A 12,110-nucleotide genomic window follows, 5' to 3' on the forward strand; every position below is an offset into this window, starting at 1 on the left:
AGGATTCTCCCTCGCTCCGACTCGGGCACCCGGGCGCTACACACAAAAACCTGCGCTCGCTCGGTTTTTTCTCGCGCCCTTCGAATCCTTTTCCATCCCCCCAAATATTCAAAGGTCGACTAATTATCTTTTTATATTCAAAGTGGTGGGCCGAGTAGGATTCGAACCTACGAAGGCATAAAGCCAGCAGATTTACAGTCTGCCCCGTTTGACCGCTTCGGTACCGACCCTTAAAAATTTGTCCCCCCTGAGCCGATGCGCGGATTCGAACCGCGGACCTACTCCTTACCATGGAGTTGCTCTACCAACTGAGCTACATCGGCTCGCGAAGGACAAAATCTAATTTTTAAAAAGTGGCCTTACTTTGACCAATTTAAAATCTTTAAATATTTATCAACCAAACTAATTTTAATCTATTTTAACACCAAAACTAGTAATTTTCTTACTAGACCGTCTTTTAATTGGTTTATTTTTTTGAACCTGTGCTCTAATTTGTTCGGTAAAGTCATTAATTTTTTGATTGTCTGAATTTACCTCGCGTAAAACATCTAAAGCTTCCTGTGCCTCGTTCAGATGCCCATTTACTATACTGAGTTCTATATAAAAGTCAAGCACTTTAGGGCTATTAGGCTCCAATTCTCGAGCTTCAGTCAAATGAGCTAAGGCCTGATTAAAATCACCTAATTGTTGATAGACATAAGCCAACTCCAAATGGAGCTGAATAGTATTTTTAAGAGCCAAACTTTTAAGATACTGACCCTTAGCTTCTTCTAAAAAACCCTGACCTTGAGCTACTTTAGCTAAACCCAAAGAAGAATAACGAGCCCGACCTTGTTCTGCTAAATATTCCAAAACTTCTTTAGCTTGCTCGTAATCTCTAGTTTCCAAATACACATCAGCCAAGCTTTGATAAATATCCAAATTAGTTGGCTGGTGTTGAATAGCGCTTAAATATAAATTCTCTGCTTCGGCTAAATCCCCTTCCTGCTTAGCCTGCTCAGCCTTGTTTAAAATTTTTGCCACTACTTCCTCAACTTTACCCAAAGATACTTCCTGCTGAGCCACCTTCTCTTCCATTTGTTGAACAGATTGTTTTAACTGATCCTGTTTGAACTGAATTTTTTTATACCAAGGATCAAATTGTTTTTTAAGCCAACGCTTGCCTCTTTGTAACTTACGCTGTAAACGAGCTTCCACTAAATCTTGTTTAACTTCTTGCTGTTTTAAACCGCTTAAATTATCCACATCAATTAATTTAAGGATGGGAAACTTACCAATAGCTAAAACAATCAAACCTACTAGACCCAACAACAAAACTATAACCAAAATAATATCGATTACCATAATTTACAACTGCTTTAATAGCTGACTAAATCTATCTTCCTGTAAACTGGCTCCACCCACTAACACACCGCTCAACGGCCAATCACTCAAACAAGTGGCAATATTACTAGCATCCACACTACCGCCATAAACCAATCTAACTTGACCGCTTAATAATTTGGAGCTGGAAAAAATATCTACCAAAGTCTGTCCGATTACTTGAGCAGTATGAATCAATTCCTGATTATCAACGGCCTGACCAGAACCAATCACCCAAACTGGCTCATAAGCCACCACCACCCGCTGATCTTTAGTTAAAGACAAGCCAGCCAAAGCTTGCTGAATTTGACGAGAAATTATTATATCTTTACGTCCAGCTTGACGTTCGGCAAAAGTTTCGCCCACACAAACTACTGGCACTAAACCAACGGCTAAAGCCGCCGCGACTTTATGCTTAATCATTACATCAGTCTCTTTTAAATACTGACGCCTTTCTGAATGACCAATCAACACATAACTAACCCCTGCTTCAACCAAAACAACTGGCGACACCTCACCAGTATAAGCTCCAGTAGATTGCCAAAAAATATCCTGAGCGCCCAATTTTATCTTAGATTTAAGCAAACTCTTAGCTACTGGCCATAAAGCGGGAAAAGTCGGACATAAAACCAATTCCAAAGATTTTTTAGTTTGTAATGATTTATAAGACTTAAGAATTTTTTTAGCCAAAATCACACTGTCTTTAATCGACAGATTCATTTTCCAATTAGCTATTATTAAAGATGCGGAAGAATTAGACATAATCATTACCTAACCAATGAATTATTTCAATAGTAATTTAATAACTCCAAAACACTTTAACAGCACACTTTTTATCATACACGGCTCAACTAATGGATTCAAGCCAAGCCATTAACCTAAAAGCATCCTGACGTCGCAACTGATCGGTTGGTGCACCCAATAAAACCATTAAATAGACCCGGCCGGCAGTATCACTGGCCTGCATAACCAAATTATAACCCACTTCATTAAGATGTCCCGTTTTGCTAGCACTAATACGCCAAGCTGGCTGGCTAAGCAATTGGTTAGTATTAATCAGCCGAAAAGAATTTTTATCTGTTTTAATTACCACCTCATGGGCCAAACCAGCTGATTTAATAAATTCATCCTGCCAAACCCAAGCGGCCAACCTAGCCATCTGCCAAGCCGTCCCTTTGTTTAAGGCACTTAAACCAGTTGGATCAGAAAAAACCATTTGCCCTAAATTCAAACCATAAGCAGTTTGATTCATTTTATAAACAAAAGCTTCCAAACTTGGACTAACTTTTTTAACCAAAGCCAAAACAACATTATTAGCCGAAGCCACTGCACTAGCCTGTATAGCCTGCTCGACACTTAAGGACTCTTGCTTTAAGACTGGCAACTGACTAACAGCTTCATCTTCACTTACATAAGCTTGCCAATCAGTAATTTGACTAACCGGCTCTACCGTCACTAAAGTAGATAAATTAAGTTGACTGTCGCGTACTAAACGTAAAGACATCAACTTGGTTAAACTAGCCAAGGGCATAATCTGCTCCGGATTTTTCGCCCCAACAATAAACCAATCAGTCACCTCAACCAATAGAACACTACGACTAGCTAAATCCAAGTCCGCTAAATTATAAACCGCTGACCAATTAACTGGAGCCTGCTGGCTGGCTAAGGATAATTTAGGCAAGGTACCTTGCCGATTATAATTATTATTAGACCAAGCCGCTGGCCACCACAAAAAACCCATGGCCAATAAGCCAATAACCAACCATTGGTTTCTATTGGGCAGAAGAATTTTGAGCCGTAAATTGCTGTAAAATTTCATGACTGGAAAGTTCTTGATAATTGGGTAACTCCAAATTGGAACCTAACCCCAAATGACGTAAAAAATCCATAGTAACCTGATAACGAGACAATTCCCCAGCTGAACCCGTTTCCTGTACCAAACCGCGAATTTGTAAATTACGCAAAATCAAACTACAGTTAACTCCCCTAATTTGTTCTAATTCAGCTTTACTAATTGGACCACGATAAGCAATAACGGACAAAGCTTCCAATTGTGGCCGAGTTAATTCACCCATTTCTTCTTGCTGAACCAATTCCATTACTAAAGCTGCATAATCTGGATTAGTTACCAAAGCAACTTCTGAACCGTTCAATAATAACCGAAAACCAGTTGACCGCTCCAGATAATCTTTTTGCAATTCCTGAACTGCAACGGCTATATCAGCGACGGTTATTTTTAAAATTTCTGCTAAACGCTTTTGGTTAACCGCCTTACCGGCCGCTAATAATAAACTTTCCAATTTAGCTTTGACTTGACTAACTTCTGTTTCCTTGGACATAACTTAAATCTTACTAATTTTAATATTACTGAATAAATCACTTTGTTCAGCCACTAGCTGGTGTTGCTTAACTAATTCTAACAAGGCTAAAAAAGATACAATCATTTCCGTTTTATCCTGCGCCCCTTTAACGAATGATAACCAATCAACATTAATTTTTTCTTTAATTAATAATCGTAGATTATTTATTTTTTCTTGAATAGAAATAACTCGCTTAAAAGCCACTTCCGGCAATTTTATTAAAGGTTCTAAAGATAAAATTAAATGCTGCCAAACATCGGACATTTTTTCAGCTGATAGGTTGGCTGGTGGTATGAACTTATCAACCGATTTAATAAATAAAGGTTTTGGTCGACCAAAAGAAATCTGGCCTGCCTGCCAGCGTTTGGCCAAATAATTACTAGCCACTAAATATTCACGATACAATTTTAATTGAGCTTCTAATTCTTTGGCCTCCTGCTCGTCGCCCAACTGCAAACTGGGTAATAACAAACGAGATTTTATAAAAAGTAACTTAGCCGCTATCACCAAAAAATCCGCCACCTCTTCAGGATTAAGTTCTTCTACCTGGCTTAAATAAGACATATACTGATCTGTCACTTGAGCCAAAGAAACTTCGGTTATATCAAGCTCCTCCTGCTCGATAAGTTGGAGCAGGAGGTGTAAGGGGCCTTGAAATTTTTCTAAAGTTATTTGATAACTCATGTTATTTCTTAGTCTTCTTAGATTTAACAACTTTTTTAATCTTTGGTTTTTTACTAGTCGTTTTGTTTTTAGCCTTTTTAACTTTAGCAAAGTAATGCTTCTTAGCAAAATTACCTACTACGCCTTCAACGACTTTTATTAAATCCCGACTTTTTAAATGCAATGATTCTTCAAAACTACCAGCCTGCACCAAAGCTTTTTGTGTTTTTAAAACAGCTTTATCCACATAAACCGGCATCTTATGCAACGGACCATAAAAAGGGCTAATAGCTCCAGCCTTAATTTTAAACAACTTGGGCATAATTTGTTCTTTTTCTATTTTAACCGCCTTAGCTTTAAGCATTTTTTTTAAAGCTGACAAATCCAACCGAAAAGAAGCTGGCACCACCACCAAAATATACGATTTATCAGCTTTAACAACCAAGGTTTTTAAAACCTTGTCCATTTCTTTTTTCATGGTTTGAGCTAAATCATAAGCCGTATAAACAGTCCGATGCAAAGCCACCTCATAAGGTACTTTATTTTTTGTTAAAAAATTGGTTATTTTACTTGGTATTTTCATATTAATTTATGATTAATGATTAATTTAAAAAGTTGTTGGTAAGGGAACATTTAAAAAACGAGACAAAATTAAACCGATTAAAGCTAAAATAACCACCCCAATAACTAGCCGCCATAAAATATGGGTTACTACCTTTAACACCACCACCACCAATATAACAACCAAAAGCCCTAAAGCCCAAGTTGGCAAATCCTGATCCAAGCGCCAAACCTGATTATTACCCAAAGGAATGGTTATTTTTGGTAAAGTGACATAAGAAGCCACAATTGTGCCCATAACACCCAACCAAGACAAAACTTTTTGAATTAATCCGGCCATAATTTTACTTTTTAAGTATTAATTTTTTTAAAGGCAGGGGTAAGGGTGGCTGTTGGCCTATTAAACGCTTGGCCACTTTTTTGCCCACGGCCGTTAATTTAATCTCACTAATAAACCATTTCCTAGGTGTACGCACGCCATAACCTTTTAACAAAGAACGATCAATTAAACTTTCCAAACTTTTAGTTACACTACCCACTTGGGCATCATGCTTAGGTGCTTTAGTTAAATTTTGATAATACTTCATAAAAACCAAACGCGGCACCTTAGCTGTAGAATTTAAATAACAGCTTTTCAAAATATATTTTTGTAAAGCCGAAAAATGCATAAAAATTACAACAACTTAACATGATTAATAACTATACCAAAACGCCAACCCAACACCTCAGCCGCTTTACGACAATAAGCCATCCGTTCGCTAAAAATTTGAAAATATTCCATCAAAGGAGCTCGATTAACATCAATAATCAATTTTAAAGTAACAATCTTATTTTTAGCATCAATTTTTAATTGATTGTCAGTCACTGCGTAATTAAGACGGTCGTGAATATCTTTTTTTAAATTAGCTGGGCTGGGATTAATAACGCGACTACGCCGAACATCCGATTTATCGGCAATAATCAAACAAGCTGCTATTTTGCTAGGAATTTTTATCTCATCTTTATCGTGAGCCACAATGGCCTGCGTAACTACAGCTAAATCTCGAGGAGTCATTTTGTCACGAAAAGTTTCATGAAACATTATACCCGCCCAATAATGATGCTGAGTCCGACCCAAAAAATTAGCCATATCATGGCACCAACCAGCCATAGCCGACAATTCCTGTTGGCGTTTAGGTAATTTAACGGCCTGAGCCAAAGCTTGAGCCCGCTCGGCCACAATGGCCACATGCTTAAAACCATGGTCGGTAAAACCTAACCAGGCCATATAATCCTGAGTCTGCTGAATATATTCCGTTATATAAGGGTTACTTTTTATATCTTCAAAGGTAATCATATTTTTTTGCTATTTTTAACCAATCCTTTTTTAAAACAGATAAAACATATTCATCTTTAAACTCTTGCCCCTTCTTAACTCTCTGCCGTAAACAACCTTCTAACTTATAACCACATTTTAAACTGTATTGCAAACTACGGGGATTATTTTTATAAACATAGCTTTCTATCCGATTCAAACCGAGTTTTGTATAAGCAAATTTTAAAAGCGTCATTTTAGCATCGCTACCATAACCCTTATTCCAAAAAGCTTTAGCTATAAAAGCTCCGGTGGAAGCGCGACCATGTTCTTTAACAATATGACCCAAAGTCATAATACCAATTGGTTCCTGGCTAACATTAGTTTCAATAATAAAATGGTATGATTTTTTATCTTTAATCATTTTAGCAACTTTGGCTTTTTCGGCAGCTAAAGTCTTTACACCGCTGGTTAGTAAAAAACGGTTAACCCGCTGATCATTAATTAACTTATAAAGCCACTTATAATCAGACAATTTTAACGGACGCAACTGAACTTTTTTTCCTTGTAAAACCATGACAACTATTTTTTTGAAAAATTAATACCCAATTCAACAAGTTGTGCGGGATCAACCTGGCTAGGCGCGCCCATTAACGGATCCCGGACGTCACCGGTTAAGGGAAAAGCAATGACTTCCCGAATATTCTTTTCGCCGCATAAAATTGAAACCAAACGATCCAAACCCGGCGCAATACCGCCATGTGGCGGTACGCCATATTGAAAAGCTTCAATCAAATGACTAAACTGCTGTTTTTGCTCAACAGAAAATCCAATCAAATCCCAAATTTTTTCCTGAATCTGAGCTTCGTGGATACGCAAGCTGCCGCCACCGACTTCCAAACCATTCAAAACTAAATCATGCTGATAAGACCGCACCCGCCCCGGATCCGTGTCCAGCCAGGGCACATCCTCTTCTTTGGGTCTAGTAAACATATGATGCGACGGCGCCCAAACGCTTTGACCTGAACCGTGAAAAAAATCTTCTGTTGTCTGTTTATTGAATAAAGGAAAATCCACTATCCAAGCAAAGGCTAATTCATTAACATCCTCCTTATTTTGCCGTAAGTCTGGTTTGTCAGTACCATATTGGGCCATAACTTCTTGATATTTTAACCGAGGCCAGGGCATGGTAGAAAAATATTTATCTGGAAAAAGTTTTTTAACCAAAGAAGTAAACATCTCTTCTGTTAAACTAAGCAACTCATCCTGGGACATAAAAGATGTTTCCATATCAATTTGATAAAATTCCCCCGGACTACGATCGGCCCGCGCATCTTCATCCCTAAAACAAGGGGCTATTTGAAAATACCTTTCAAACCCAGCCACCATTAATAACTGTTTATATTGCTGAGGTGATTGGGGTAAAGCAAAAAATTGTCCTGGATGCACCCGCGAAGGCACTAAATAATCCCGAGCACCTTCTGGAGTAGATTTAGATAAAATGGGTGTTTGGATATAAGTAAAATCTTTGGCTGTTAAATAATCAATTACATAATTAATAATCTGACCCCGTAATTTAATATTACGCGACATCCGTTCGTGTCGTAAATCTAAATAACGGTACTTTAACCTTAATTCTTCGCTGGCTTGCCTATCCTCGTTGGCTATTTCAAAGGGCGGAGTTTTAGCTGAATTTATTATAGTTATTTGACTAGCTTCTATTTCAATAGCTCCACTGGTTAAAGCTGTGTTCTCTCGGCCACTCTCTCGAGTTTTAACAGTACCCTGCACCGCTACTACATACTCCGGACGTATTTCTTTGGCCGCCACTAAAGACTCTTGGGATAAATTAGGAGAAATAACCACCTGAACCAAACCAGAGGTATCACGTAAATCAATAAAAATCATTTTACCCAAATTACGCCGACCATTAACCCAGCCTTTCAGTAAGACTTGCTCTCCTATTTTATTAACCGCTTCTTTAATAAAAATACGTTGCATAAGATATAGAAGTAAAAATCTAGAATATAAAATTACGGCCTTAACCTGTTAAGCAATCTGGGAAACGGAATGCTTTCTCGAATATGCTTTAAACCACACAGCCAAGCCACAATTCTTTCCAAACCGTAACCAAAACCAGAATGCGGCACTGAACCATACTTTCTTAAATCTAAATACCAACCAAAATCACTGAGTGATAAATTATGTTCCAACATCCGTTTTTTTAATTCTTCATAATTATCTTCACGCTGACTACCGCCAATTATTTCACCATAACCTTCCGGAGCCAACAAATCAGCGTTCAGCACTCTAGTTGGATCACTTGGATCCCGCTTCATATAAAAAGCCTTAACCTCGGCTGGATATTTTTCCACAAAAACCGGCCGATCATACATTTTAGTCAAAATTGTTTCATCATCCGCTCCTAAATCATCCAAATCACCTATGTCGCTACCCTGCTGTCTTAATTTATTAACGGCTTCAAGGTGAGTTAATCTGTAAAATGGTGCCTTAATATTTTGCAAAGGAGTTAAATCACGTTCCAAGATTTGTAACTCAGTTAAATTATCTCGCAAAACAGCTTGAACAATAAAAATTATTAAAGCTTCTTGAATTTTTAAATTGTCTTCATGTTCAACAAAAGCTGCCTCGGCATCCATCATCCAAAATTCTATTAAATGCCGACGGGTCTTGGATTTTTCTGCCCGAAAAACCGGCCCAAAATCAAATACTCGCCCCAAGGAACTAATAGCCGCTTCCAAATACAACTGCCCAGATTGAGTTAAATAAGCTGGCTCGCCAAAATAATCCAATTCAAATAAACTAGTTGTACCCTCACAAGCTGTGGGTGTTAAAATTGGTGAATCAAATTTAATAAACCCCTGACTGTTCAAATAACTAAAGGTGGCGTTAATAATGGTATTACGAACTCGCTGAATTGCCCATTGCCTAGATGATCTTAACCACAAATGACGATTGTCCAACAAAAAATCCGGGCCATGCTCTTTTTTGCTTATGGGATATTCGGCAGCTAAAGAAATTATTTTTACCTCCGTAGCCTGCAATTCATACTGTTCCAATTTAGGATGCTTAGCGACCACCCCCACCACACTTAAAGACGACTCTATAGTTAAAGCCTGACAATCAACTAAACTAGCAGCCGCCACCTTAGCGGCATCTACTACCACTTGGCTAAAACCAAAACCATCTCTAACTTGCAAAAACCAAATTTTACCCGAAGATCGACTATTAACCAGCCAGCCCTTAATTTCGACTGTTTGACCTAAAAAATCCTTTAATTGATGGGATTTAACATACTGCATAGTCACCATAGTATACTATTTTTCCTTTAAATTGGCAAAAAATACTCCTTAAAATTAAGATCTTAAATCTAAACTAATTATCAATTACTAAAAACTCTTACTCTTATTCCTAGCTTGTGTTATTCTAAATCTCATTAAGCTTAAGTATGCTAGAAAAAATAAAACAATTAACTTGGAAATTATTCGAACCAATCTTCCCGTCAGTCAGAGATTTTTGGGTTTTCTTGGGATTTATTAAACATTCGACCAGACAGCCTCACCTATTAGGTAAATTAAAACCTGGACTAACTAAAAAATCTTTGCGGACCAAATTAAACTTGGCTGGCTTCAGCGATGATTATTTGGCTTGGATAGATCCAGACGAAATATTAAATATGCGGAAAATCGTTAAAACAATTTACCAATATCACGTTCGACTATTTTTAGACGGTGAAATTAGAGGACACTACGAATATACAGCAGAAAGTCACCCTTTTAAACATCTTTACGATAAGGGTATGACAGATGGTCGGGATTATTTGCTACCTCTTTTACAGGATCTACTACTACCCGAAGTGGCCAAATTAAATCCCAAATCGCCGCCGCCACATTCTGAGGATTCCCTCTTAAAGGAAAATGATGCAAATCAATAAAAGGTAAACTATTGCATTCAATTATTCCTGAACCCGGCTGTTCTTGCCAAGGCCGACTAATATCCTCCAAAATCATATCAAAACCGATAATTGAATCAGCTACCACACTGGCTGCTCGTTCGAATAATAACCTGTTTTGCGGATGAACCTGATCGGTTACTTCAATAGTCGCGCCACCCAAACCACGATTAACTTTGCGATTTAAAAAAACCCTAGTTCCTGGCCCGGGCACCGATAACCAATTATAGCCTTGGCTAGTTAATTCTGATTCTGTCTCCTGATTTTTAATCACTGGGGAAAAAACTTCCGCTTGACCAGACTTTTGCTGATTAATCTGATCAACCAATTGATCAATAGTACTTAAACCGTCGCCTAATACACTGGCTAATTCCCGGCGAGCTACGGCTTGCAATTTTAATTTAATTACCGTAGCTCGATGAACTTCACCTGTTAACTGCTCTTCAATTATCACCCAGGGGCTAATTTTTTGCGCTGAATAAAAAGCCTTAACCAATTGACTACGGGTCATAATATTACTAAAAGTATGACGACTTCTGGAACCAAACCTTGGTTTAACGATTAAAGGACCACCTAACTTATCAAAAATACTAAGGGCTTTTTTTACTAAAACCGCGCTACCGCCACGAGCAATCGGTAAACCAGCCGCCTGAAATTTTTGGCGCATAATAGCCTTGTCATCCATCCAAGATAAACCAATTGTTGGACCAACTGGTCGAGGTAAGCCGTCAAAAATATAATAATGACCGTTTAGACTAGCTACCATTATATCAGTTGGTCTTTTAAACAAACGCCACTCTTTTAAAACAATACCGCGCCTTAAAGCCTCTTGCCACAAAACTTTAGTACGTGAATTATGATCGGGTCTTAAATCTTCAACTATCTCCGCTAAACCCAATCGGGCGGTTCCCAACATAATTGTATAAGCCAACTTATGCCAAGCCCGACTAAGCCTAAGTGGCTGAAAAAAGACAGCGATTTTCTCCAAAACTTTTATATAGGGCTTAAGTAGTTGATCAATCAAACTGGTCCACCAAGCTAAACGATGAGAAGTTGGCGCTGAACCACAATCAACACAAATTGTTTTTCTTTTAATTTTAGACATAACTGATTTCTGATTGTAACAATTGACCTAAATAAAGTAAACAACTTTAACACAAAATATCAACAACAAACTACCAATTTTGGGTATTAGTCAAGACCGCTAACTGGTAAACAACTTATAGCTATTCAACTTTACGGTTTAAAATTTTTTGTTTAAACCATCTTTTAAAGACTTGACGACTTTTACTATCGCCCAATAATTGCCACAAAACAGGTAAAACAGAAAAAACAATTATAGCCAAAATTATTAGCAATAAATACTTATCTGCCTGGGGCAAAATAGTACCCAAATAATAACCCAAAATAGTTACACCAATGGCCCAAAAAAAACCACCGACTAAATTATAAACAATAAAAGTCCGATAGTGCATGCCACCAATACCAGCCAAAATCGGCGCCAAGGTACGAACACCAGGAATAAACCTGGCTAATATAATAGTCTTACCACCGTGCGTCTGATAAAACGCTTTGGCTTGTTCCAAACGCTCTTGCTTAAAAAAGAATGAATCCGGTCTAGTAAAAAAATTACGACCGACCCTCTTACCAAACGTATAACCAACACTATCACCTAAAACAGCCGCACTAAAACACAGTATAACCAACCAGCCAATATCAAAATAACCCTGGGCCGCTAACAAACCGGCGGTAAAAAGCAAACTGTCACCAGGAAAAAAAATTCCCACCAAAACACCTGACTCGGCAAAAATAACCAACCACAAGCCTAAATATCCAGCAGCAATTATAAAATCTCTTAAATCCATAACTTAGATATTAACACAACTAAATCCTCTTC

The 12,110-nt window shown here is 37.9% G+C and carries 14 protein-coding genes and 2 tRNA genes; all 16 read right to left on the reverse strand.

Annotation, left to right across the window (positions count from 1 at the left end; genetic code table 11):
* Positions 1-143 precede the first annotated feature (143 nt).
* A tRNA-Tyr gene (locus tag KKC17_00645) sits at positions 144-230 on the reverse strand.
* 20 nt (positions 231-250) lie between these two features.
* A tRNA-Thr gene (locus KKC17_00650) sits at positions 251-323 on the reverse strand.
* 85 nt (positions 324-408) lie between these two features.
* The gene (locus KKC17_00655; GenBank protein MBU1038735.1) at positions 409-1,344 is read right to left on the reverse strand and encodes a tetratricopeptide repeat protein; all 936 of its coding nucleotides are present in this window, start codon (positions 1,342-1,344) and stop codon (positions 409-411) included.
* A 3-nt stretch (positions 1,345-1,347) separates the two neighbouring features.
* Entirely contained in the window at positions 1,348-2,124 is a 777-nt protein-coding gene (gene tpiA, locus KKC17_00660; protein MBU1038736.1) for a triose-phosphate isomerase, read from the reverse strand.
* A gap of 85 nt (positions 2,125-2,209) precedes the next feature.
* On the reverse strand, positions 2,210-3,181 hold the full coding sequence (locus tag KKC17_00665; protein ID MBU1038737.1) for a serine hydrolase: 972 nt from the start codon (positions 3,179-3,181) through the stop codon (positions 2,210-2,212).
* Positions 3,135-3,701, reverse strand: coding sequence for an SMC-Scp complex subunit ScpB (locus tag KKC17_00670; GenBank protein ID MBU1038738.1), 567 nt, complete (start codon positions 3,699-3,701; stop codon positions 3,135-3,137). Before KKC17_00670 ends, KKC17_00665 begins: the two co-directional genes overlap by 47 nt.
* Positions 3,702-3,704: 3 nt before the next feature.
* Entirely contained in the window at positions 3,705-4,406 is a 702-nt protein-coding gene (locus tag KKC17_00675) for a segregation/condensation protein A (GenBank protein ID MBU1038739.1), read from the reverse strand.
* Between the two features lies 1 nt (position 4,407).
* A complete protein-coding gene (locus tag KKC17_00680; GenBank protein MBU1038740.1) occupies positions 4,408-4,968 on the reverse strand; it encodes a YbaK/EbsC family protein in 561 nt (186 codons plus the stop codon).
* Positions 4,969-4,992: 24 nt separating this feature from the next.
* A complete protein-coding gene (locus tag KKC17_00685; protein MBU1038741.1) occupies positions 4,993-5,286 on the reverse strand; it encodes a hypothetical protein in 294 nt (97 codons plus the stop codon).
* 4 nt (positions 5,287-5,290) lie between these two features.
* On the reverse strand, positions 5,291-5,614 hold the full coding sequence (locus tag KKC17_00690) for a hypothetical protein (GenBank protein MBU1038742.1): 324 nt from the start codon (positions 5,612-5,614) through the stop codon (positions 5,291-5,293).
* 5 nt (positions 5,615-5,619) lie between these two features.
* Entirely contained in the window at positions 5,620-6,282 is a 663-nt protein-coding gene (locus tag KKC17_00695) for a phosphohydrolase (protein MBU1038743.1), read from the reverse strand.
* A complete protein-coding gene (locus tag KKC17_00700) occupies positions 6,269-6,817 on the reverse strand; it encodes a GNAT family N-acetyltransferase (GenBank protein ID MBU1038744.1) in 549 nt (182 codons plus the stop codon). Before KKC17_00700 ends, KKC17_00695 begins: the two co-directional genes overlap by 14 nt.
* A 5-nt stretch (positions 6,818-6,822) precedes the next feature.
* Positions 6,823-8,241 (reverse strand): aspartate--tRNA ligase, encoded by a 1,419-nt coding sequence (gene aspS, locus KKC17_00705; GenBank protein ID MBU1038745.1) that lies wholly within the window; start codon positions 8,239-8,241, stop codon positions 6,823-6,825.
* A gap of 32 nt (positions 8,242-8,273) precedes the next feature.
* Positions 8,274-9,563, reverse strand: coding sequence for an asparagine--tRNA ligase (asnS, locus tag KKC17_00710; GenBank protein ID MBU1038746.1), 1,290 nt, complete (start codon positions 9,561-9,563; stop codon positions 8,274-8,276).
* 474 nt (positions 9,564-10,037) lie between these two features.
* Entirely contained in the window at positions 10,038-11,318 is a 1,281-nt protein-coding gene (locus tag KKC17_00715; protein MBU1038747.1) for a hypothetical protein, read from the reverse strand.
* A gap of 121 nt (positions 11,319-11,439) precedes the next feature.
* Positions 11,440-12,078 carry a VTT domain-containing protein gene (locus tag KKC17_00720; GenBank protein ID MBU1038748.1) on the reverse strand — a complete coding sequence of 213 codons (639 nt, stop codon included), beginning with the start codon at positions 12,076-12,078 and terminating at the stop codon, positions 11,440-11,442.
* Positions 12,079-12,110: the final 32 nt, after the last annotated feature.

Source organism: Patescibacteria group bacterium, assembly GCA_018817715.1.
GTDB lineage: Bacteria > Patescibacteriota > Patescibacteriia > Veblenbacterales > UBA10138 > JAHITT01.

What these genes read in the sequence shown, in the direction of transcription:
- KKC17_00655 (MBU1038735.1), bottom strand. Translation starts at nt 1,344, where the DNA reads ATGGTAATCGATATTATTTTGGTTATAGTTTTGTTGTTGGGTCTAGTA.
- tpiA (MBU1038736.1), bottom strand. Translation starts at nt 2,124, where the DNA reads ATGTCTAATTCTTCCGCATCTTTAATAATAGCTAATTGGAAAATGAAT.
- KKC17_00665 (MBU1038737.1), bottom strand. Translation starts at nt 3,181, where the DNA reads ATGAAATTTTACAGCAATTTACGGCTCAAAATTCTTCTGCCCAATAGA.
- KKC17_00670 (MBU1038738.1), bottom strand. Translation starts at nt 3,701, where the DNA reads ATGTCCAAGGAAACAGAAGTTAGTCAAGTCAAAGCTAAATTGGAAAGT.
- KKC17_00675 (MBU1038739.1), bottom strand. Translation starts at nt 4,406, where the DNA reads ATGAGTTATCAAATAACTTTAGAAAAATTTCAAGGCCCCTTACACCTC.
- KKC17_00680 (MBU1038740.1), bottom strand. Translation starts at nt 4,968, where the DNA reads ATGAAAATACCAAGTAAAATAACCAATTTTTTAACAAAAAATAAAGTA.
- KKC17_00685 (MBU1038741.1), bottom strand. Translation starts at nt 5,286, where the DNA reads ATGGCCGGATTAATTCAAAAAGTTTTGTCTTGGTTGGGTGTTATGGGC.
- KKC17_00690 (MBU1038742.1), bottom strand. Translation starts at nt 5,614, where the DNA reads ATGCATTTTTCGGCTTTACAAAAATATATTTTGAAAAGCTGTTATTTA.
- KKC17_00695 (MBU1038743.1), bottom strand. Translation starts at nt 6,282, where the DNA reads ATGATTACCTTTGAAGATATAAAAAGTAACCCTTATATAACGGAATAT.
- KKC17_00700 (MBU1038744.1), bottom strand. Translation starts at nt 6,817, where the DNA reads ATGGTTTTACAAGGAAAAAAAGTTCAGTTGCGTCCGTTAAAATTGTCT.
- aspS (MBU1038745.1), bottom strand. Translation starts at nt 8,241, where the DNA reads ATGCAACGTATTTTTATTAAAGAAGCGGTTAATAAAATAGGAGAGCAA.
- asnS (MBU1038746.1), bottom strand. Translation starts at nt 9,563, where the DNA reads ATGCAGTATGTTAAATCCCATCAATTAAAGGATTTTTTAGGTCAAACA.
- KKC17_00715 (MBU1038747.1), bottom strand. Translation starts at nt 11,318, where the DNA reads ATGTCTAAAATTAAAAGAAAAACAATTTGTGTTGATTGTGGTTCAGCG.
- KKC17_00720 (MBU1038748.1), bottom strand. Translation starts at nt 12,078, where the DNA reads ATGGATTTAAGAGATTTTATAATTGCTGCTGGATATTTAGGCTTGTGG.